The organism is Marinobacter orientalis (assembly GCF_004792665.1).
GTDB classification, from domain to species: Bacteria; Pseudomonadota; Gammaproteobacteria; order Pseudomonadales; family Oleiphilaceae; genus Marinobacter; species Marinobacter orientalis.
This window is the reverse complement of the sequence record NZ_SRZX01000002.1, coordinates 262,247-282,777: the sequence shown is the minus strand read 5'-3', so window position 1 is coordinate 282,777 and position 20,531 is coordinate 262,247. Positions and strand designations below refer to the sequence as shown.

18 protein-coding genes and 1 tRNA gene are annotated in these 20,531 nt (G+C 59.0%); 13 read left to right on the top strand and 6 right to left on the bottom strand.

Annotated features, from left to right (window positions below):
- Both DIT72_RS09550 and DIT72_RS09545 read left to right on the top strand, forming a co-directional pair.
- Positions 1 to 2,136: a TolC family protein gene (locus DIT72_RS09550; protein WP_135955007.1), complete on the top strand. Its 2,136-nt coding sequence runs from the start codon at positions 1 to 3 to the stop codon at positions 2,134 to 2,136.
- A gap of 1 nt (position 2,137) precedes the next feature.
- On the top strand, positions 2,138 to 3,166 hold the full coding sequence (locus DIT72_RS09545; protein WP_168355046.1) for an HlyD family secretion protein: 1,029 nt from the start codon (positions 2,138 to 2,140) through the stop codon (positions 3,164 to 3,166).
- A 115-nt stretch (positions 3,167 to 3,281) separates the two neighbouring features.
- Here DIT72_RS09545 and DIT72_RS09540 read toward each other — a convergent pair.
- From DIT72_RS09540 to DIT72_RS09525, 4 genes are all read right to left on the bottom strand, one after another.
- Positions 3,282 to 3,358: transfer RNA gene (locus DIT72_RS09540), tRNA-Val, on the bottom strand.
- 55 nt (positions 3,359 to 3,413) lie between these two features.
- Positions 3,414 to 4,316, bottom strand: a complete 903-nt coding sequence (locus tag DIT72_RS09535; protein WP_265937499.1) for a DMT family transporter — start codon at positions 4,314 to 4,316, stop codon at positions 3,414 to 3,416.
- Positions 4,317 to 4,370: 54 nt separating this feature from the next.
- Entirely contained in the window at positions 4,371 to 4,985 is a 615-nt protein-coding gene (locus DIT72_RS09530) for a YceI family protein (protein WP_135955004.1), read from the bottom strand.
- A complete protein-coding gene (locus DIT72_RS09525) occupies positions 4,982 to 5,701 on the bottom strand; it encodes a CDP-alcohol phosphatidyltransferase family protein (RefSeq protein ID WP_135955003.1) in 720 nt (239 codons plus the stop codon). The genes DIT72_RS09530 and DIT72_RS09525 overlap by 4 nt, the downstream gene beginning before the upstream one ends.
- 71 nt (positions 5,702 to 5,772) lie before the next feature.
- Here DIT72_RS09525 and DIT72_RS09520 point away from each other — a divergent pair, with 71 nt between their 5' ends.
- From DIT72_RS09520 to DIT72_RS09505, 4 genes are read left to right on the top strand one after another with little or no spacing between them, the layout of a single operon-like run.
- Positions 5,773 to 6,789 (top strand): zinc-dependent alcohol dehydrogenase, encoded by a 1,017-nt coding sequence (locus DIT72_RS09520; protein ID WP_135955002.1) that lies wholly within the window; start codon positions 5,773 to 5,775, stop codon positions 6,787 to 6,789.
- Between the two features lie 32 nt (positions 6,790 to 6,821).
- Positions 6,822 to 7,220 carry a 6-pyruvoyl trahydropterin synthase family protein gene (locus DIT72_RS09515; RefSeq protein WP_135955001.1) on the top strand — a complete coding sequence of 133 codons (399 nt, stop codon included), beginning with the start codon at positions 6,822 to 6,824 and terminating at the stop codon, positions 7,218 to 7,220.
- A complete protein-coding gene (locus tag DIT72_RS09510; RefSeq protein ID WP_135955000.1) occupies positions 7,207 to 9,156 on the top strand; it encodes a glycosyltransferase in 1,950 nt (649 codons plus the stop codon). The genes DIT72_RS09515 and DIT72_RS09510 overlap by 14 nt, the downstream gene beginning before the upstream one ends.
- Before the next feature lies 1 nt (position 9,157).
- Positions 9,158 to 10,087 carry a lysylphosphatidylglycerol synthase transmembrane domain-containing protein gene (locus DIT72_RS09505; protein WP_228260779.1) on the top strand — a complete coding sequence of 310 codons (930 nt, stop codon included), beginning with the start codon at positions 9,158 to 9,160 and terminating at the stop codon, positions 10,085 to 10,087.
- On the opposite strand, the gene DIT72_RS09500 is transcribed toward DIT72_RS09505, so the two are convergent.
- A complete protein-coding gene (locus tag DIT72_RS09500) occupies positions 10,062 to 10,934 on the bottom strand; it encodes a RibD family protein (RefSeq protein WP_135954999.1) in 873 nt (290 codons plus the stop codon). The two genes, DIT72_RS09505 and DIT72_RS09500, sit on opposite strands and share 26 nt — an antisense overlap.
- 132 nt (positions 10,935 to 11,066) lie before the next feature.
- Between DIT72_RS09500 and DIT72_RS09495 the strand changes: the two genes are divergently transcribed.
- Entirely contained in the window at positions 11,067 to 11,321 is a 255-nt protein-coding gene (locus tag DIT72_RS09495) for a hypothetical protein (RefSeq protein ID WP_228260778.1), read from the top strand.
- Between the two features lie 12 nt (positions 11,322 to 11,333).
- Here DIT72_RS09495 and galU read toward each other — a convergent pair whose 3' ends face one another.
- The gene (gene galU, locus DIT72_RS09490; protein ID WP_135954998.1) at positions 11,334 to 12,170 is read right to left on the bottom strand and encodes a UTP--glucose-1-phosphate uridylyltransferase GalU; all 837 of its coding nucleotides are present in this window, start codon (positions 12,168 to 12,170) and stop codon (positions 11,334 to 11,336) included.
- A 366-nt stretch (positions 12,171 to 12,536) separates the two neighbouring features.
- On the opposite strand from galU, the gene DIT72_RS09485 reads away from it, so the two are divergent.
- The 6 genes from DIT72_RS09485 to DIT72_RS09460 all read left to right on the top strand — a co-directional run bounded on the left by DIT72_RS09485 (position 12,537) and on the right by DIT72_RS09460 (position 20,455).
- Positions 12,537 to 13,712: a ShlB/FhaC/HecB family hemolysin secretion/activation protein gene (locus DIT72_RS09485; RefSeq protein WP_135954997.1), complete on the top strand. Its 1,176-nt coding sequence runs from the start codon at positions 12,537 to 12,539 to the stop codon at positions 13,710 to 13,712.
- A gap of 91 nt (positions 13,713 to 13,803) precedes the next feature.
- A complete protein-coding gene (locus DIT72_RS09480) occupies positions 13,804 to 15,357 on the top strand; it encodes a glucan biosynthesis protein G (RefSeq protein ID WP_135954996.1) in 1,554 nt (517 codons plus the stop codon).
- Complete coding sequence (locus DIT72_RS09475; protein WP_135954995.1) at positions 15,354 to 15,620, top strand: hypothetical protein; 267 nt, start codon at positions 15,354 to 15,356, stop codon at positions 15,618 to 15,620. The genes DIT72_RS09480 and DIT72_RS09475 overlap by 4 nt, the downstream gene beginning before the upstream one ends.
- Positions 15,613 to 17,721 carry a glucans biosynthesis glucosyltransferase MdoH gene (gene mdoH, locus DIT72_RS09470; protein ID WP_228260777.1) on the top strand — a complete coding sequence of 703 codons (2,109 nt, stop codon included), beginning with the start codon at positions 15,613 to 15,615 and terminating at the stop codon, positions 17,719 to 17,721. Before DIT72_RS09475 ends, mdoH begins: the two co-directional genes overlap by 8 nt.
- A 14-nt stretch (positions 17,722 to 17,735) precedes the next feature.
- The gene (locus tag DIT72_RS09465; RefSeq protein WP_135954994.1) at positions 17,736 to 19,316 is read left to right on the top strand and encodes a glucan biosynthesis protein; all 1,581 of its coding nucleotides are present in this window, start codon (positions 17,736 to 17,738) and stop codon (positions 19,314 to 19,316) included.
- Positions 19,317 to 19,318: 2 nt separating this feature from the next.
- Positions 19,319 to 20,455, top strand: coding sequence for an AI-2E family transporter (locus DIT72_RS09460; RefSeq protein WP_135954993.1), 1,137 nt, complete (start codon positions 19,319 to 19,321; stop codon positions 20,453 to 20,455).
- Positions 20,456 to 20,531 lie beyond the last annotated feature (76 nt).

Here is a 20,531-nt window from a genome sequence, read left to right as displayed (position 1 = left end):
ATGTTGGAACATCACCGCGCAATTGTTCTGGTTTCTATCAGCCTTCTTTTAATCTGTTTTACTCCAGCGAGGGCGGTCACCCTGAAGTCGCTATTGGCTGACATGCCGGATAGCGCCGATGTGATGGCGGCTGGCGCAAAGGTGGATCAGTTACGAGGCGAACGAAGGCAGCGGGCCGATGAGCGAGGCTGGTCGGTTTTCGGGAGCGTTGACGCCGGTTACCTGCAAGAACTTGAAGCCGATAGGGGGACTGTTGATTATACCGGCTACGGTATGGAAGTGGGCCTGCGTTATCCTTTGTTGGGCACCCTGCGACAACGTAATGAGGCATTGATCGAGAGTCAGTTGGCTGTTGAACGGCAACGCAGTGCCCAGCTAATTCAGCGGGCCGAGCAGCGGCTTTTTCTTCGTAATGCCTACATTGACTGGTGGGAAACCCAGCAGCTCCTTAAGCTCTGTGAGCGTCTTGAACCCCTGGCCGAAAAGGAACTGGCCGCGGCGCGGCAGCGTGCGGCAGGCAACAATCTTCGCCGCTCCGAGCTGATGTGGCTGGAGCAGCGCTGGCAAGTTCGTCTTAAATCCTGCCAAAATCTGCCTCGTCGTGAAGCCATCCTCCGTGCCCGGCTGGCCCGGTTGTCCGGCATGCCACTGCCCGTCGCCAGTGTGGCTGAGGCTACGCCGCTGACGGAGGGACCAACGCTGACATCGCGCTGGTCAGACGTGATTGGCGGACATCCGGCCGTAGCAACCCTGCGTCGTCAATTGAATGTTGCCAGGAAGCAACAAGGCGATCACTGGCTGGACCGGGTTAATTCGAATTTCACCATCGCTCAACGTATTGATCGACGTAGCGATCTTTCGGGCACCGGCACAGGGTTGGTGGTGGGATTGTCTTTCGAAGTACCGTTGGCTGCACTGACGGGAGACCACCAGGATGGATCGTCGGATGCTGGTTACCGGGTAGCCATGGAGGAGTTGCGAGGTACCCGGAATCAACTCAGGAAAGTCCTTGAGGACACTCTTTACCGTTACGAGTCAGCCGTCGATGAGGCGATAAGTGCTCAGCAGCAGGCTGCTCTGGCCGCACAGTTGGAATCAGAGCGTTATGGAAGGGCCCAAGTAGATGGCGAAGCGGGATTTATGGCTTTGCGGACTGCTCGTATTGAGCAGGCAAATGGTGCGGTTGATCTGATTCGCGCCTGGCGCAATGCATGGCAGGAACAGGCGGAGCTGATGCTGATTGCCGATTATGGGGATCTGCCCGATTCGCTGCCTGGAGCGAGAAAAGTAATCTGGCCCGGAACCACATCATTTTCCAGCATGGATTCGCGCAGCCGCAATGGTAGCGAGCCGGCTGGCGCAGATCCAGTTTGGATCAAGGCGGCTTACGTTTGGGATAGCGGGGCATTGCTATCCGCGCAAACCAGAATTGGCGAGCTGAATGAATTGAAGGCCTCGCGTTTTAACCGAATTTATCTCGGTTTGAGCGCGGAGCAACTTAAGCATCTGGCGTCGCTGGAGTCCCAGGTCGCTGAACTGGTCAGAGACGCAGAGGCCATGGGTATGGCTGTGGACATTCTGCTGGGCGATCCCGCCTGGATAAAGAGTGAGTACAGAAACGATCTGGTTGAACTGATTGAGCAGTTGCGAAGCCTACCCTTTGAGCGCCTGCTCCTTGATCTTGAGGTTGAGCAGTTGCAATGGCCGGTGCCCGACGAGCTAATACAGGACTGGATAAGGACCCTCCGTGCTGCGGTTAAGGTCAGCCCCTGGCCGGTAAGTCTGGTCAGCCATCACCGGTGGTTTGCTCCGGGCCAATCAGGCGCCCGCTGTGTGCCCTGTGTTCTCCCCAACCTAGGAATTGAGCAGGTGTCATTGATGATTTATACGACCAATGAAGCGCGAATGAAGTCCCTGTCAGGGGGGATTTCACAGGGCTGGCCTGAGCTGACATTTGCTGTGGCACAGAGTGTGGAACCAGACCTGCCTTCGGCAAACAGTTGGTACGGACATTCCGCAAGTTCACTGAACGATAAAAGTGAGACCTGGAGGGGTCGGTTGTCACCGTTAGGCATCGCTGGTCTGGAGTGGCAGGATTGGTCTTCCTATCCGGAATATGAGGCAGGGGGACGCTGATATGAAAGTGCGATTTTCCAGTCGGAAGGAGCAGGATCCAAGCCGTGAGGGCGGCTTGAAGGTACTTTATGCGCCAAGTAAGCGTGTTGCTTTCCGTCTGCGTTGGTATCTGATTCTCTTACTGGTGGCAAGCCCGTTTCTCTGGTTCGTCGGTAAGATGGCCATGAGTATTTTGCTGATCGAAGCGCCTGGGCGCGTCGTTCAGCCAATGCTGGAAGTACGCGCCCTGGAAGCGGGCAAGGTCGGCGATATATTGGTAGAGCCAGAAGATCCCGTCAACGACGGGCACCTTCTGGTTCGACTCGTTAATGCTTCGTTGCAGGAGCAAAAAGCGCAATTGGAAGCCAGCGTAACCGTGCCGGAGACTTCAGGGGAGCAACTGGTCATGCGGCAGATAAACAACCTGCGTCAGCGCCTGGCGCGCGCCCGTGCAAGAGTAAGGGACCTGGAGGCACTGGTCAGGGATGGAGCAGCCACCACGGGTGAACTGAATGCTGCCCGGGACACCAGGGATGAGCGTGAACAGGAACTGGCCCAGTTGCAGCGCAGTTTTCTGGAGCCGATTGCGTGGCGGTCAGCGAGGGCAAAGGATTTGGGTCAGTTGAAGGTTGTTGAACAGCGCCTGGCTCAGCTCAGTGTGCGCGCCCCTGAGGCCGGCAGGATAAAGGAAGTAGCCGTGGCGGAGGGCGAAAATGTGGGTCCGGGTACATTGCTGTTGAAGCTTGCCCGTCAACAGGAACCGAGGATCTACGTCTATCTTGCCCCCTCACGAATTGAGTTGGCATCGGAGGGGCAGTCTCTGCAGTTGAAGTTCCCGGATGATCAATGGTACGACGGCCGTATCTCCGGGCCACCAAAAGACGTCGAGCGCCTGCCGCCGGATTTGCGTTCTCCTTTCGGTGTCGCGGAACTCGGCTTATTGGTGGAAGTCACTATGGACAGCCCTATTCCCCCTCAGTGGCGGATCAACAATGTTCCGTTGACGGCGCGTTTCCCAAATATTTTTGAGCGTTGGAGCAGCTTACGCTGATTTATGCAAACTCTAAGGGAAGACAGAAGATGGGTGTCAGCGTCGGATAAAGGATTTTTTTGGCAACTGCGGTTTTTCTGGAGATGTTGCAGGTGGTACGTAAATTATTGAAAAATGGTAGGACCAGGCAGATTTGAACTGCCGACCTCTGCCATGTCAAGGCAGCGCTCTAACCAACTGAGCTATGGTCCTGTGTCCTGCAACGGGGAGGAAATATACTGATTCCGATCGGCGTGGTCAACCTCTTTCAGGCGGTTTTTGGCTTTCGGATCCAGCCTTTTACCGCTTTACTGATCACACCCCAGCGATTGATCAGCAGTGCCAGGAAAATCAGCCCACAGCCAGCCAGCTGAATGGCGGACATGCTTTCGCTGAACCAGCCCGCTGCAAACAAAGCGACCCATACCGGTTCCAGCACCAGGATAACCACGCCGTGGCTGTGGACTGAAAGGCTCTGAGCGTAGGTCTGCAGCAGAAACCGGCCGGCGGTGCCGATAATGGCACTGGCGGTTATCCACAGGGCGAGCATGCCGGAGAAGTTCTCCAGGGTGGGTGTCCAGGGCTCGAGGACGGCAGACTCCACCATTGTGACAATGCCCACGGTAAGCAGGGTGATGGATGTCAGGGGCAGGGCGGGCACCCGGTGTTTTTCCACTGTCTGACCACTGCGACTGACTACGGTGCGCTGATTGGCTGCGCGGGTATTCAGGGTGAAGTAGAGTGCGAAAATAAACGCGGCGCCGACAAAGAAAAGTTGTCCGATTTCCGGCCTGAATCCGTTCCGCAATGAAAGCAGGGCCAGCCCGCTGACAGCCACCGGAATCGCGAACCAGGTGCTCAGGGGCTGCTCCTCCCGGAAGATCACCCGCGCAATCACCGGCACGATAACTACACCCAGGCTGGTGAGGAAGGCACTTTCTCCAACGTGGGTGGCATGGAACAGGCCCATCACCCAGCAGCTCATGGCGACCCCGAACACCAGCCCTACACTGGCACTGCGCCTGACCTGGTCGACGCTCAGTCTTCTCATGGAAGGCCAGGCAACCAGCGCCAGTACGGAACCCGCCAGCAGAAACCGCATGGCCATGAACATCAGCGGCGGCATCAGCAGTACCGCTTCCTTGGAAAACATCCAGCTGATGGCGGCCATCAGGGTGACAACAACCAGTAACAGGTCGGATTTATGGGTGTTCGAGAGGGACAATCAGAACCAGCCGGATTCGCGGATGGCTTCCAGGCCGAATCGCATTCGCACCTCATCGCCCACCAGGTTATTTTCGATGCCGTAGGTCATGCCCCAGTCGCTGCGTTTGAGTGTGGTTTCCGCTGTCACGCCCAGGGTGTATTCCTCGTGGCCAATGGGATACTCGGCGGACTTGTTGAGGGTGACATCCACATCCACGGGGCGGGTCTGGCCTAACAGGGTCAGGTCGCCTGTAACAATGCCGGAATTGTCTCCGGTGGTCTCGAATCCCGTCACTTCAAAGGTGATATCGGGGAATTTTCCGCTGTCGAGGAAATCTTCGTTACGAAGATGGTCGTCCCGCTTGTCGTGGTTGGTGAATACGCTTTTGCTTTTGAACGTCAGCTTGCCGGAGGTCAGCTCCTTTGCTTCTTCATCGTACTGGAACTGTCCCTCCACATCCCGGAACATGCCCATGACCGGGGCGTAACCGATGTGCATGATCTCGAAAACCATGGAGAAGTGCTCCTCATCGAGCACGTAGGTTGCCGGTTCGGCGATAGCAGAAGGACTGGCCAGGGCCAGGCTCGCGGCCGTGGTGGCTGCGATCATTGCGGGTGGAAAATAGACGTTCATGGCTGTCTCCCTGTTTGATAAAGCCAGTGTATGTCGGTGAAAAAGGAATAACACAGCAGCACCAGCGCGGTTGCGAGGGTCCAGGTTGCAAAGGCCGTTGAGGTAATCGGCAATATGGCAATCATCAGGGTCACCACCTGCCAGACACATACGGTTTTGCGTCGAAAGCTTTCCGGCAGAGGCCGGTTGATGAAATCCAGCCACCGGCCGGCACCCAGAAAGGCGTAACGCATCAGCCCCAGGGCCAGAACCCAGGCCCCCGCTTTGTCCAGTGCCAGAACAGCAACACAGAGCCCGAGGATAAACAGTGCATCCAGCTCCATGTCGAAGCGGGCACCGAAATCGGTTGAGGAACGGGTTGCTCTGGCAATGGCGCCATCCACACCGTCCAGTATCAGCGCCAGTAAACACAGTGACCCGTAGAGCCACAGCCAGTTCCCCAGGCCGGAAATGAAGGGCGCCAGGCTGACCAGCAGGACAACCATGGTGGCCCGCAACAGGGTGGCGCGGTTGGCCCAGCCGAAATCCCGCCCTGATTGCCAGTAACAGATAACCGGAACGGCGATGGCCAGATACAGCAACGCCGCTATACCATAGAACCCTGTGGGCAATTCGAACCCGATACCGGCGCCCGCAACCAGCACGGCGGTCAGGCCGGCTCCCCAGGTAAGATCTGCAGCCAGCGGCAGGTGAAATGTCCTGGTTCGGGAATCCATCAGCAAACCTCTGCGTATGTGCCTCACTATGCACTATAGTTGCTTACGTGCGCTGTAAGGAAACAGACGATATGACAAACGCATTCTGGGTCACCGGTCCCCTGGAAGGGGTCATCCGCGAGGCCACCTTTGACCATTACCCTCCGGCTATTGCAACGGAGGAAAATCCGGCGGTAGACGTGCAGGCGCTGTATTCCGGCATAAGCCGCGGAACCGAAGCGCTGGTGTTCGCCAATCGCGTGCCGGAGTCCGAGTTTCAAACCATGCGGGCGCCGTTTCAGGAAGGTGACTTTCCATTTCCGGTCAAGTATGGATATTCCAGTGTCGGGCGGGTGACTTCCGGCCCCGAAGAGCTGGCCGGCCGATCCGTGTTCTGCCTGTTTCCCCACCAGACCCACTATCGGGTTCCTGCATCGGCGGTTGTACCCTTGCCGGAGGGGTTGCCGGAGGGCAGGGCAGTGCTGGCCGCGAATATGGAAACGGCAGTGAACGGCCTTTGGGACGCGGCCCCCAGGATCGGCGACCGCATTGCGGTGGTCGGCCTCGGTGTGGTTGGGCTTCTGGTAGCATGGCTTGCCAGCCGGATACCGGGTACCCGGGTCACCGCACTGGATACCAATCCCGGCCGCCGGGCGGTAGCCGAATGCCTCGGCCTCGATTTCCGGACCCACTGCCAGCAGGACGACCATGACCTGGTTATCCACGCCAGCGGTCATCCGGCAGGCCTTGAAACGGCTCTCGGGTTGGCCGGCATGGAAGCACGCATTGTCGAGATGAGCTGGTACGGTGCGCAGACAGTTCCCTTGCCCCTTGGCCATGGGTTTCATTCCCGTCGCCTTTCCATCCGCTCCAGTCAGGTTGGCCATCTCAATCCCTTGCAGTTGCCTCGCTGGCAGTATCGTGACCGCATGGCGCTGGCACTCGATCTGCTGAAGGATGAGGTACTGGATAACCTCATCAGCGGGGAAAGTCCCTTCGAGTCGCTGCCCGGTGTGATGGCCGCGCTTGCCGGCGTTCCCGGCAGCAGCCATGCCGGGCCGATTGCCTCTGATAGCCTCTGCCATCGTATTGTCTACAACCGGTGCTGAAATCATTCATCTGCATAAAGGAAACAGACCCTATGTTCAGTCTCACCGTCAGGGATCACATGATGATCGCCCACAGTTTCAACGGAGAAATCTTTGGTCCGGCACAGGGCCTTCACGGCGCCACCTACGTTGTCGATGTGACCTTCGAGCGGGAAGCGCTGGATGAGGATGATCTGATCGTTGATATCGGGCTGGCCTCCCGGGTGCTGTCGGAAGTCATTGCCGAGTTCAACATGAAAAATCTGGATGACCTGGAGGCATTCGCCGGCCGCAACACCACCACCGAGTTCATGGCCGCCACGGTATTTGATCGCATGGCTGCGGCTATACATCAGGGCAGGCTGGGCGAGACGGGCAAAGGCCTGTGTGCCATGAAGGTGACTCTGGGTGAGTCTCACGTTGCCTGGGCCAGCTATCATGGCAAGCTCTGAGGCGCTGCAATCCGCCGTCTTCGTCGTGCCCGGCAGTCCCGATCAGAACACCGGTGGTTACCGGTATGTCCGCCGTATAGCCGAAGAGCTTGAAGCTATCGGGTTCAAGGCACCCCGGGAAGGCCTGAGCGGCAGCTTCCCGATTCCGGATCGCCAGGCTGAGGTCTCGATGGACAGGCTGTTGGCCAGCCTGGCATGCGGTTCAGTGGTGGTGCTTGACGGGCTTGCCATGGGGGCAATGCCCGATATCGTTGCAGCCCATGCCGGGCGGCTGCGGATTGTGGCACTGGTGCATCATGCCCTGGCGGATGAGACCGGTTTGCCACCTCAAACCCGCGACTGGCTATTCAGGTCCGAGCGCAGGGCGCTGGCCGCTGTGGCCGGAGTGATCACCACCAGCCGGCACACCGCGCAGCGGCTGCAGGATTATGGCGTGCATGCGCGGTGCATCCGCGTTGTTGAACCGGGAGCAGACGCGGCCTCAGAAATGGGGTCAGACTCCGCCATGGGGTCTGACCCCATTTCTGAGGCCGTCAGCATTCTGTGTGTCGCTCACCTCTCGCCCCGCAAGGCACAACATCAGCTGATTGAAGCCCTGAGTGATCTCCGGCACCTGCGATGGCAATGCACACTGGCAGGCTCGGCCGAACGGGACCCGGCCTACGGCCGCAAAATCCGGGATCTTGTGAAAAACCTCGGGCTGGAGAAGCGTATTACGCTGGCGGGAGAACTGGATAATGATGCTCTGGCTCAGGCTTATCAGCGTGCGGACATCTTTGTGTTGCCATCCATTTTTGAGGGTTATGGCATGGTCATCGACGAAGCCCTGGCCGCGGGTCTGCCTGTTATTACCACCGATGGCGGGGCTCTGGTGAGCACCGGCAAGCGCCCCGGTATCCGCCAATACCAGGCCGGCAATGTGGCGCAGCTGCGGACCTGCCTCGAGGAATGGTTGAGTGATCCCCGGCAATTGTCCCGCATGACACGGCAGGCGAAGAAGGAAGCACACTTCCTGCGCCGCTGGAGCCTGGCTGCCCGGGAATTCCGCGATGCTCTCAATAGCCTGCTGCCATCAGACGACCTGACCACTTTTGACAGTGACTGGCTGGCCCTGCGGGAACCGGCGGACCACCAGGCCCGGAACCGGTCACTGATGGCGGATGTCGTGGCCTGGACAGATCAGCAGTACCGTACCCCGGACACAGTGAGCGGCCAGCACGCAGCCCCGCTGGCTATTGCCGACCTGGGCACCGGCACCGGCTCCAACGCGCGATACCTTGTGCCCGCGTTGACGGTGCCACAACGCTGGGTTCTGCTGGACCAGGATGAGCAGTTGCTGTCCCTGGCGGCAGAGCGCGTAAAGCAACTGGATGTGCCTGTAGAAGCGAAAGTCTGCCATTTGACCGCTCATACACTGGCCAGCCAGATTCCCGGGGACACCACGCTGGTTACCGCCTCGGCGCTGATTGATCTGGTGTCTTCGAAATGGCTGAAAGCGCTTGCCAGTGCTGCATCAACACGTCGCGCCGGTGTGCTTGTCGTGTTGACCTATGACGGCTGTTTTGAATTGTCGCCGGCAGAGCCAGACGACCTCTGGATAATGGACACGGTCAATGCCCATCAGCATCGGGAAAAAGGAGCGGGTGCCGCCATGGGGCCGGATGCAACCGTCTATTTGCAGACGCAGCTGCAAACCTGTGGCTATCAGGTATCTGTAGCGCCCAGCCCCTGGCAGTTGACACCGGAGCAGTCAGCGTTACAGATCGCTTTGCTGGAAGGCTGGCAGCAGGCTGTGTTGCAGCAGGCTCCGGGCGAGCGTGAGCGTGCAGGCCGCTGGTTCGAAAAACGACTGGCCCAGGCACGGGAGCAGCGGCTGTCCATTCGCGTCGACCACCAGGACCTGTTCGCCTGGCCTGCTTCCGAAGGTGCCGGCTGACGTGTCTCGAGCTGGTGTACCTCCCTGGTTGCGATGGGCGCTGACTCTGCTGTTGTTGCTGACGACAGCGATTTACCTCGATATTTCCGCGGTCTGGCAGGAGCTTGTCGGTTTCTCCCTGCCGATGTTACTGGCAGCCATGATGGTTTCGGTGCTACAGGTGCTGGTTTCGGCCTGGCGCTGGCGATATACCGCGGGCCGGCTGGTCATTACCTTGCCGTTTGTTGTAGCGGTGCGGGAATACTACCTCGCCACATTTCTCAACCAGGTCCTGCCGGGCGGCGTACTTGGCGATGTCAATCGTGCCTGGCGCCACAGCCTGGACTCCGGAGCACGGCTTGGCGCCGTTCATGCGGTCATGATTGAAAGGCTGTCAGGCCAGCTGGTGATGATTGCCGTTGCCCTGGGGCTGGGAATCTGGCTTGCACTGCATCAGGTACGGGTCGCCGGGGTCGTTTCTGATCTTGGTGGGTTTGCCATCCTGTCGGTTGCCGTTGTTATGGGTCTATTGGGCCTTGCTGCGCGATTCTGGGCCCGGGGCAGTGGTTATATCCATGCATTGCGCCGGGATATCCGCAAAGCTCTGCTGAGCTGGCCGGCACTGCTGGTGCAGATGTCTTCTTCCGTGGTGGTGGTCGCGACCTATCTGGGAGTGTTCGCGTTACTGGCTCTGGGTGGGGGGTACTGGGCCGGGGTGGTGGAGTTGATGACTCTGATGGCGCTCTGCAGCCTGTTGCTGCTGGCGATGGCCGTTCCCGTGACTGTCGCGGGTTGGGGGGTGCGCGAAGGCGCGGCCGCGCTGCTCTGGCCACTGGCGGGATTACCGCCGGAGCAGGGGGTGGCGTTGAGCGTGGGTTACGGCCTGGCGGTACTGATATCAAGCCTGCCCGGTGTGCTGTTTATCGTCAGTGGTCGTCGGCATGATGGCTGAAATCCAGATCAAACAGCATGTCGCTGCCCAGATCCACCATCTGTGCCCGGGGTCGCAGGGCGCTGCCAAGGTGGCTGATTTCAGGTAGCGAAAAGGCCGGACGCCCGCTGCCAATAATCATCGGTGCAACCATGACATGGAGCCGGTCCAGAAGACCCGCGCTGAGGAATTCGGAAACTGTCAGCCCGCCTCCTTCCACAAAAATCTTGCGCAATCCGAAGTCCGCCAGAACAGCCAGTATGTCTGCAGGCTCTGTGGTTGTCTCACCCCCGAGACAGGGTACCTCGGTTACCCCGTACCGTGGTGTCAGCCTGCTTCCGGCCTGATAGTCACCGGCAACCAGCCGCAGGGTGGGAGAGGCCTCATCGCTGAACAGGTGGTGGCCTTGCGGTACCCGACGGTTGCGGTCAATCACCACCCGCACCGGGTTGGCCCCTGGGGCTTTGCGAACCGTCAGCCGGGGATTATCGGTGGCAGCGGTGCCTGCACCCACGACCACCGCTTCCGACACGGCTCTCAGGCGGTGCAGGTGGGTGATGCCGTCGTCACCATTAATGAACTTCGAGGCGCCGGTCACCGTTGCGATGCGGCCATCCAGGCTTTGCCCCATCTGGCCGACCACACGGGAGGGCGCTTCTTTCGACAGTGGACAGCACAGGGGCAGGAAAACCGACAGCAGGCTTCTGGCCTCGGCTTCGGCAGGGATGACCAGTCGCCAGTCACCGTCGCTGCCAAGCTCCAGTGCCGGTGTATCGCTGCCTGGCAGGCGAAGTGTCACGTTACTGCGGTTCACTGCCTCCAGTATCAACGTCCAGGCCGTGTTTTTGTCCAGTATCTGTGCCGCCATACCGAGTAGTTCCGTTGCTGGTGGATTCATTATAGGCAGATTGTGTGTAAAGCTATATGTACGTTACATTTCCGGTTTGATTCACCGTGAGCACAATCAAGCCTTCAGAAACCCGGCCCGGGGACAATCCTTATGCGGTACCTCAAAACCCGAAAACCCCTGGAAGGCCCAGGCCTGCTGGAACTGGACCACAGAACAGACAACGGCCAGCTGGAACTGCCGGGCCTGGCTTTCAGTGACGGTGACAACCTGTTTGCCACGCTGGACGTGCTTGAGCAGGAAATCAGCCGGGTCCAGCTGTCGGAGGAAGAAGTGGAGCTGCTGCGCCGGTTCCGGAAAACCTCTGACCAGAACCGGCGCATGATTATGCATATTCTGGGTCGATAGACCGCTACCCGCTTACTTGCCTTTCTTGTAGATATTCTCGTAGACGTAATTGGTGGCTTCCACAAAGCCATCAATGCTGCCGCAATCAAAACGGCGCCCCTTGAATTTGTAGGCCAGCACGCAGCCGTTCTTTGCCTGTTCCAGCAAGGCGTCGGTGATCTGCACCTCACCGTTCTTGCCAGGTGGCGTGCGCTCGATAATGTCGAAAATATCCGGAGTGAGAATATAGCGGCCAATAATCGCCAGATTGCTGGGGGCATTCTCCGGAGCAGGCTTTTCCACCATGTCGGTAATGCGATACAGGCCGTCCTTCATGGATTCACCGGCAATAACGCCGTACTTGTGGGTCTCGTCTTCCGGCACTTCCTCAATCGCCACTATGGAGCAGCGGAACTGGTTGTAGAGCTTGACCATCTGTGCCAGCACGCCTTCTCCATCGCTGTCCGCCACACAGAAGTCATCGGCCAGTATAACCGCGAAGGGACTGTCGCCAACCAGGTTGCGACCGGTCAGGATGGCGTGGCCAAGGCCCTTCATCTGGTTCTGGCGGGTGAAGGCAAAGGAGTTGTGATCGATCAGCTCGCGGATGGATTCCAGCAGGTCTTCCTTGCCGGAGCCGGCAATCTGGTGCTCCAGCTCGTAACTGATGTCGAAGTGATCTTCTATGGCACGCTTGCCGCGGCCGGTGACGAAACCGAACTCGTGAACACCGGCCTCCGAGGCTTCCTCCACCCCGTACTGCACAAGAGGCTTGTTCACAATTGGCAGAATTTCCTTGGGCATGGCCTTGGTGGCGGGGAGGAAGCGGGTGCCGTAGCCGGCAACGGGGAAGAGACACTTCTTGATCATAACGTTCGTCCTTATATTCGTTTTGGTCACGGCCTTTTGCAAGTCAGTCATCCGTGAAGGCTGACTCATGAAGTGTGCCAAGTGTAACCAAGTTGTTGGCCCAAATGGAGGTCCCGGTACCGAAATGTAGAGATTGGTAAAAACGGGAGCCTGGTCACCGTTGGTATTATCTGTTGATTTAAATAGAAAAAACCTTCAAAACGATCTGTAAATGACTGTATTGTATACACATTTCGTTTGTAAATTTTGGCAACCAGGGGTGGATTTATGCTCTCTGTTGCAATACATTCCGGTAAATGAACAATTCTTTAGAATAACCGGCTTTCCATCGCAATGCAGCCGCGCTAACTGGCAGGATTCTCAGCATTGAAATTACCCCTGTTGATTGCACTCGTGTGGTGCATTACCAGCCAACCGCTCTACGCTGAAGGAAACGGAGCCTGGCTTCGTAGCGGCTGGCAGCCCCATACCGGCAATCTGGCCGGCAGCGTGGATGCTTTCCGCGAAGAGCGAGAACACTGGCTGCAGTCCCGCCTGAAGTTTTCCGGCAAAACAGAACGCAACAGTGACGGCCTTGACGGAGCACTGGGCCTGGCAGCAGAGAGACTGATCGGCAAGAGTGATGCGATCGGTTTCAACTACCGCGATGCCCGATCCTACAAGAATCTCACCGATTCCAGCGCGGCGTCGTTACGTTATCAGGTACCCGCCGGTGTCAGCCGGCTGAGTATTGAGGTCGGAAGGTCCCGCTACCAGCGGGCAGTCAGCAATGAGAACCGCCGCTACAACGCCAGCGGTGAATCCCGTGTGCTGGGCTTTGGGGCAAGCCGGCCGCTGTTCTCCCGGTTTGGCTTGGCCTTTGATGGTATTGCCAGGCATCGGGGCCGCCGCAGCGAGTCGTTCAGGGAAGACAGTCTGGTTTCCGAATCGAGTTACCAGCTTTCAACCCTTGGCCTGGAAGCGAGCGGAGGTCGCGAGCTGGTGGGTGGGCTGTTCGCTCACACCCGAATACTGGCGCTCAGCGGGCGGGAATTCCGTGCCACGGATTACACGATGCAGGACGACTCGGAGCAAGAAAGAGAGTTCTACAAGGTGGCCATGTCCGCCTCTCTTGAGAGGGAACTGTTCCAGTGGAGCTGGAGTTTCAAAGGCCGCTACCAGTTCGCGGATGAAGACCTTCCCACGTCCGAATACCTGAAGGTTGCCGGCCCGTCCATGCTCAGCGGCTTCAACGGCCAATCGCTTTCCGCGGTCAGGGGAGGCTGGCTTCGGCTCGATACCGGCAGCCCTGAGTGGGACATGCCATTTATGGACGATGTCCTGTCCAGTGTGAATTTTTCCCTGTTGCAGGGCTGGGTTCCCTATTCGCAGTTTCAGGCTGACCACTACGGAAATGCCAGCGCCGGCCAGATTTCGTTGAGAATGCAGGGCCGGGCCTTTACCGCCAATGTCAGCGTGGGCCGGATGATCCGCGCTTCCATCGCCGGCATGACCGTGCCAGACCATCCGGACCTGCGATTCTCGCTGTCCATGGGAATCTGATCCGGATTCTTACAAAGATGTTACTTTGAGTAAGTTGCGATCGCAGGTGCTACATTAGTACTTCGAGGGATGTGATCGAGGTTGGAGAACCATGCGCTCAGGGACAGGATTGCTCACGCTGCTTACGTTGCAGTATTTTCTCTACGCTATACCGGCCCAGGCTTTTGAGTTCGGGGATGTGGTCGACAGGGCCCGAACGCTGGCCGAGGGTAAATATGAGTCGCCACCAGAGGTGCCGGGATTCCTGAGGGACCTGGACTACCAGAATTATCAGGCCATCCGGTTCAATCCGGAGATGAGTCTCTGGCGGGAGGGGCGCTCCCGCTTTCAGGTGATGACGGTGCCGCCCGGCAATTTCTACACCCACACAGTGAAGCTGAACGAGATTGACGCTGATGGTGTAGAACCCATCCCTTTTGACAAATCTGCGTACAGTTTTCCCGACAGTGAACTTGCCAAACGGGTACCCGCCGATCTCGGCCATGCCGGCTTCAAACTCACTTTCCCGCTGGGCGAGGGAACGGAGCAGAACCAGTTCCTGGTTTTTGCCGGAGCAAGCTACTTCCGGGGCGTAGGAGCCGACAACCGGTTCGGGCTCTCTGCAAGAGGCATCGCGGTGAACACGGGCCTGCCGTCGGGCGAAGAGTTCCCCTCATTCGTTGAGTTCTGGCTTGAACGGCCAGCCGCAGGCAGTGATCGCATGCGGGTATACGGCTTGCTGAACGGCCCCAGCGTGTCCGGTGCCTACCGCTTTGACGTACACCCCGGCCCCACGACCCGGATTGACGTCACCGCCGAGCTGTTTTTCCGCAATGCGGTGGAGCAGCCGGGCCTGGCGCCGCTCACGTCCATGTTCTATTACGGCGAGAACACGAAGCGCCCGGTCGGGGAATGGCGGCCACAGGTCCACGACTCCGACGGCTTGCTGATCCATGACGCGGGCAGTGACGAATGGCTCTGGCGACCGCTGGTGAATCCTTCCCGTCTCCGCCTGAGCTATCTGCAGGTGAATCGCCTGGGTGGCTTTGGCCTGATCCAGAGAGACACGGCCTTCCACCAGTTCGAGGACGCTGAAGCCCGTTATGATCTGCGCCCCAGCGCCTGGGTGTCACCCCGGCAGGGGTGGTCGGACGGTGAAGTGGTGCTGGTGGAAATCCCCACGGACTCTGAAACCAACGACAATATTGTCGCTTTCTGGAAACCGGGCGAAGACGCGAGTGCCGGGGCTCACCACCCGTTTGCCTATAGTCTCAGCTTTGGTGGTCCTGATGTGGCCGGTCAGGAAACCGGGTGGGCGGTCAAGACCTTCGTGGGGGATGGTGACCGTACCGGCGGCGGCGATGCAGAAAATGCTTACCGGATCATTGTGGATTTTGCCGGTGGCCCACTGGACGAACTCAAGCCCGGTGCTGCCGTGGTCAGTAACGTCAGCGGGGGAGGTGATAGCGGCGGCGCGGAAATTATCGAGCATTATGTCGAATTCATCGAGGCAGACAACAACTGGCGCCTGTCCATGCTGGTACGACCGGGCAAGGCTGCGGATCCGGTTCTTCGCGGCCAGTTACTGCTGGATGACAAACCACTGACGGAAGTCTGGACCTATTCGTTGTCCGAGGCCGCCAGGGCTGCTCAGGGTGGATCATGACAGGTGCCATCATCATGCCCGAGATCCTGTGCCAGCAGGCGCTGGAACGGGTACTGATTTACCTGGGTGACGATGGCGTTGCATTGACAACCGACACCTGCAGGCAGGCCCTTCGCCTTGTGGAAACCTCGATGGCCCAGGGCGCGGGACAGGACCTGCCTGCCCGCTGTATCGACAGTCTTCCCGATTACTTCGAGCGATCCTGTGACAGCATTCCGGATTGCAGCCCACCACTGAAGCGCGGGCACATCGGGTATGAATGACGCCACCGGCAGGGCAGCCATGCTGGCCCGGAAACGTTCCGGCAACTGGCGCAGAGTCGCGACGTTCAGGCGCCTGCTGCTGACGCTCTTCGTGGTAGGGCAAACCCTGGTCGCCTGCTATTTTCTGCTCTGGGTTCTGCCCTATCACGGCGGCACCCTGGTGGAGCTGGGGCTGCTGGTGCTGTTTGCGCTGCTGTATATGTGGATTGCCGTTGGCTTCTGGACGGCCCTGTTCGGCTTTGTGCTGAGGCTAGTGGGTGGCGATCGCCACAGCCTTCTCAAGCGTCATGCCGGGGCCGGACTGGAAGCGACGCCGCTGGCCAGAACCGCGATCATCATGCCGGTCTACCACGAGCCGGTACGCTGGACTCTGAGCGGACTCAAAGCGGTGTATCAGGACCTTGAACGATCCGGCCACCTGGACCAGTTCGAATTCCATATTCTCTCGGACAGCCGTGACCCGGATGTCTGGCTTGAGGAGCAGGCCACCTGGTACCGGCTGTGCCGCGAGCTCGGGGCAGAAGGGCGGATGTTCTATCGCCGCCGTCGTGTGAACCTCAACTTCAAGAGCGGCAATGTGGCGGACTTCCTGCGCCGCTGGGGCCGCCGCTATCGCTACACCGTTGTTCTTGATGCCGACAGCCTGCTCGGTGCCGACACCATCGTGCGCATGGTGCAACTGATGGAACATGAGCCCAATGTCGGCATACTGCAGACTGCCCCTTCCATCATTAACGGCGAATCACTGTTTGCCAGGGTGCAGCAGTTTTCCAACCGGCTTTATTCCACCCTGTTTGCCACCGGGCTTGCCGCCATCCAGATGGGCGATGCCGCGTTCTGGGGCCACAACGCCATCATCCGGGTCAAACCCTTTATGGAACATTGCGGCCTGCGCAAGCTGCGTGGGTTCGGCCTGTTCCGCGGCCCCATCATGAGCCACGATTTCGTGGAGGCAGCCTATATGGGCAGGGCCGGTTACGAGGTCTGGCTGGAGCCCGGCCTTGGCAGCAGCTTTGAGGAGTCCCCGCCCACGCTGTCGGACGAACTGTCCCGCGACAACCGCTGGTCCCGGGGGAATCTCCAGCATCTGTGGATCCTGCTGTTCGGTCGCCGGCTCCGTCTGGCCCACCGGATGGCTCTGTTGAACGGTGTCATGGCCTACATGGCCTCGCCGCTCTGGTTGGCGTTCCTGATACTGACCACCGTGGAAGCGGTACAGATGACCGTTGCCAGCATCGACTATTTCCCGGAGGGACAGGGTCTGTTTCCTCTCTGGCCGGAATGGCGGCCGGAATGGGCGCTGGGTCTTGCATTAACCACCCTTTCGCTGCTGTTTATTCCGAAATTCCTGGCCATTCTGGATGCTGTTATTCATGGTACTGCCAGGCAGTTTGGCGGAGTTTTGAGGCTGCTGGTCAGCGTGCTGACCGAAATTGTGATTTCGGTACTGCTCGCACCTGTACGCATGATGGCGCACAGTCGCTATGTTGTTGGCGCCCTGTTGAACCTGTCGTTGACCTGGGCCGGGCAGAACCGCACCCGGGAAACCACCTGGCGGGACGCCTTCCTGACCCAGTTCCCCGGTATGATCGTCGCGGCAGGCTGGTCCGCCTTCGCCTGGAGCCTGGACCCCATGTTCTTCCTCTGGTCACTGCCGGTAGCCGTTCCCCTGATATTGGCCGCTCCCACCTCCGTATTGCTGAGCCGGGTTGGCCCGGGTCAGGCCCTGCGTCGATGGGGCATGCTGGTGATTCCCGAAGAGCGGGTACCCCCACAAGTACTGGAAGATGCCCGAGAGGCCCGGCGTAATGGGAGCGAGGACTCTGTGTTGAGCGCGGTGGAAGCGGCTGTGGTAAGGCCCAGGCTTAACCGGCTCCACCAGGCACTGGCCCGCAATGTCCGCCGTTCCAGGAGGGCGGAGCTGCTGGCACCGCTGGTGGCGTGTTGCGGAAGCGAAGGGCCCGCCTCACTGTCACGGAGCGAGCTCAGCCAGTTATTCCGTGACAGACAGTCACTGGCAGAACTGCACCAGCTGGCCTGGCGGGCACCGCCGGACAGCTTCTGGGGCCAACGCATCACTTCGCTGGGCAGAAACCGCTGAACGGAAAGCGCATCATGGACAGACGCACACTGATCAAAACGTTTATCGCCCTTGCGGGTGCCCCGGCATTGCCGCTTTCCGCACTGATGTCCAGCCGGCAGGCACAGGCCGGGTCACCGGGCGAGGCCCGTCCCTTCAGCTATGGCTGGCTCAAGGAGCACGCCAGATCCCTGGCAGGGGAACCCTGGACATCGGGGGAAGGGAGTTTACCGGATTCCCTGAAAAACCTGTCCTGGGACGATTACCAGGGCATCCGTTTTCGCCCGCAAGAAGCCCTCTGGCGCAACAGCGACAATCCCTTCCAGGTACAGCTGTTCCACCTGGGACTGTACTTCCGGTCTCCGGTGCGCATCCATGAGGTGGAGAACGGGCAGGCCCGGGAACTGGCCTATGAACCGGACTACTTTCGTTACCAGGGTGAGCAGCCGCTGGGCACCCTGCCAGGGGACCTTGGCTACGCCGGGTTCCGCGTGCACTTCCACACCGATTACAAAAGGGATCTGGCGGCCTTCCTGGGAGCAAGCTATTTCCGCGCGGTGGGCGCCGATATGCAATATGGCCTGTCCGCCAGGGGGCTGGCGATCGACACCGGCCTCAACCGGGAGGAGGAGTTTCCGCAGTTCACCGCTTTCTGGCTGGAAAAACCGGCTCCCGACAGTCATCAACTGGTGGTGTACGCATTGCTGGATTCCCCCAGTACCACCGGAGCCTACGCGTTCACCATGACCCCCGGGGCGAACATGGTGATGAAGGTGGATGCCGCGCTATATCCCCGCAAGCCCATGGAGCGGGTAGGGATAGCGCCGCTGACAAGCATGTACCAGACCGGTGAGAACCACCGTCGAATGGCCAACGACTGGCGGCCTGAGATCCATGATTCTGACGGGCTGGCGGTCCACAACGGGCAGGGCGAGTGGCTGTGGCGGCCGCTGGTGAATCCCCGCTCGGTGCGGGTAAGCAGTTTTGTCGACCAAAATCCGAGAGGCTTTGGTCTTCTGCAGCGCGACCGTGACTTTGCCAACTACCAGGACGATGGGGTGTTTTATGACAAGCGTCCCAGTGCCTGGGTAGAGCCGCAGGGAGAATGGGGCGCCGGCAGCGTGATGCTGGTGGAAATTCCCACCAGGGACGAAACCTTCGACAACATCGTCGCCTTCTGGAACCCGGAAGAGCCACTGCTACCGGGAAATGAGTACCTGTTCGCCTACCGTCTTACCTGGGGTTCAGAGCCGCCACAGAAGCCGGAAGAATTGGCAACTGTACAGGCAACACGCACCGGGATTGGTGGCGTGATTGGCCAGGAACGAACCTACTTTTCCTGGCGCTTTGCGGTGGATTTCGCCGGCGGGCCTTTGCCGCTGCTGGCTGACGATGCGGTGGTAGAGCCGGTGATAACCGCCAGCCGCGGCCGCGTGGAGATCACCTCGGCCCGCCCCCTGGCCGCCATTGGCGGTTACCGGGCCATGTTTGATCTGGTGCCCGATGACTCCCACGAACCCATCGACCTGCGTCTGCAGTTGAAGTTGGGCGACCAGGTACTGACGGAAACCTGGCTTTACCAGTACACACCACCACCTCAGCAAGAGAGGGTATAGCCATGGAAAAGCGGGAATTGCAGCCGGAAGGTGTGCCTGAACACAGCCTCATACAGAGGGTGGATGTTCGCAATACCGCCATGATCCTGCTCACCTCTGTTGCGGTGCTGTATTTCATCTCCTGGGCCCAGGCGGTTCTGGTGCCCCTGGTCGGCGCAATACTCATCAGTTACGCCCTGGATCCACCAGTGTCCTGGCTGGAAAAATTCCGCATTCCCCGCCCCCTTGGCGCGGCATTCGTGTTGACCATACTGGTGGCTACCATCGCCGTCGCGAGTATCCCGCTGAAGCGCGAAACCATAGCCATACTGGACAAGGCGCCGTGGGCAATCGAGCAGTTCCGGCGCGCTGAAGCGCGCTCAACCCCGGACGAGGAAGGCGTCGTGGAAAAGGCTCAGAATGTGGCCAAGAAAATCGAGGACAGTGCGGAGGACGACGAAAAGGAGTCCGACGAGCCTGACGTGATGCGAGTCAGGGTTGTGGACAAGCCTTTCAGTTTACGTAAATTCCTGATGGAGGGATCATCGACGATACTGGTGATCGTTTCGCAGGTTTTTTCTGCATTGTTACTGGTGTATTTCATGCTTGCGGCGGGAAGGCTCTATAAACGCAAAGTGGTCCGGCTGTCCGGGCCTTCATTCCATCACATGCGCAAGGCGGCGCGGATCATGAACGAGTTTCATGGCCAGGTGCGGCGCTTCCTGTTTGTGATGCTGCTGAGCGCTGTGTTTGTAGGGTTTTTCACCTGGCTGGCGTTTTTATTACTGGGGATGGAGCAGCCAATTTTCTGGGGCGTGGTTGCAGGAATAGCCAGTGTCGCGCCTTATCTGGGGCCATTTCTGGTGATGGTAGGTGCCGGTGTGGCTGCGTTCATTCAGTTCAGTGCCATCGATATGGCCCTGCTCATCGCCGCTGTTTCGCTGGTAATCACCAGCATCCAGGGAAACCTGCTGCTGCCCATGCTCACCAGTCGCGTCTCCAGCCTCAACGAAGTAGCGATCTTTATCGGTCTGTTGTTCTGGGGCTGGCTCTGGGGTCCGGTGGGACTCATCATCGCAACACCGGTACTGATGATCATCAAAACCCTGTGTGACCACGTCAGCAATTTACGGGCAGTGGGGGAGTTATTGGGCAAATAATGGTGCCATGTCAACAATTGGTTATTCTTTGGTCTATAGATTGTTGACAATCCCTCTCCTTGGGCGTAAATTTCGG

Bases quoted from the DNA above. Each gene is read 5' to 3' on its own strand.
- DIT72_RS09475 (WP_135954995.1), top strand. From the start codon at position 15,354: ATGACAGGTGCCATCATCATGCCCGAGATCCTGTGCCAGCAGGCGCTG.
- DIT72_RS09530 (WP_135955004.1), bottom strand. From the start codon at position 4,985: ATGAACGTCTATTTTCCACCCGCAATGATCGCAGCCACCACGGCCGCG.
- DIT72_RS09495 (WP_228260778.1), top strand. From the start codon at position 11,067: ATGCGGTACCTCAAAACCCGAAAACCCCTGGAAGGCCCAGGCCTGCTG.
- DIT72_RS09510 (WP_135955000.1), top strand. From the start codon at position 7,207: ATGGCAAGCTCTGAGGCGCTGCAATCCGCCGTCTTCGTCGTGCCCGGC.
- galU (WP_135954998.1), bottom strand. From the start codon at position 12,170: ATGATCAAGAAGTGTCTCTTCCCCGTTGCCGGCTACGGCACCCGCTTC.
- DIT72_RS09515 (WP_135955001.1), top strand. From the start codon at position 6,822: ATGTTCAGTCTCACCGTCAGGGATCACATGATGATCGCCCACAGTTTC.
- mdoH (WP_228260777.1), top strand. From the start codon at position 15,613: ATGAATGACGCCACCGGCAGGGCAGCCATGCTGGCCCGGAAACGTTCC.
- DIT72_RS09545 (WP_168355046.1), top strand. From the start codon at position 2,138: ATGAAAGTGCGATTTTCCAGTCGGAAGGAGCAGGATCCAAGCCGTGAG.
- DIT72_RS09460 (WP_135954993.1), top strand. From the start codon at position 19,319: ATGGAAAAGCGGGAATTGCAGCCGGAAGGTGTGCCTGAACACAGCCTC.
- DIT72_RS09520 (WP_135955002.1), top strand. From the start codon at position 5,773: ATGACAAACGCATTCTGGGTCACCGGTCCCCTGGAAGGGGTCATCCGC.
- DIT72_RS09480 (WP_135954996.1), top strand. From the start codon at position 13,804: ATGCGCTCAGGGACAGGATTGCTCACGCTGCTTACGTTGCAGTATTTT.
- DIT72_RS09465 (WP_135954994.1), top strand. From the start codon at position 17,736: ATGGACAGACGCACACTGATCAAAACGTTTATCGCCCTTGCGGGTGCC.
- DIT72_RS09550 (WP_135955007.1), top strand. From the start codon at position 1: ATGTTGGAACATCACCGCGCAATTGTTCTGGTTTCTATCAGCCTTCTT.
- DIT72_RS09535 (WP_265937499.1), bottom strand. From the start codon at position 4,316: ATGGCCGCCATCAGCTGGATGTTTTCCAAGGAAGCGGTACTGCTGATG.
- DIT72_RS09525 (WP_135955003.1), bottom strand. From the start codon at position 5,701: ATGGATTCCCGAACCAGGACATTTCACCTGCCGCTGGCTGCAGATCTT.
- DIT72_RS09500 (WP_135954999.1), bottom strand. From the start codon at position 10,934: ATGGCGGCACAGATACTGGACAAAAACACGGCCTGGACGTTGATACTG.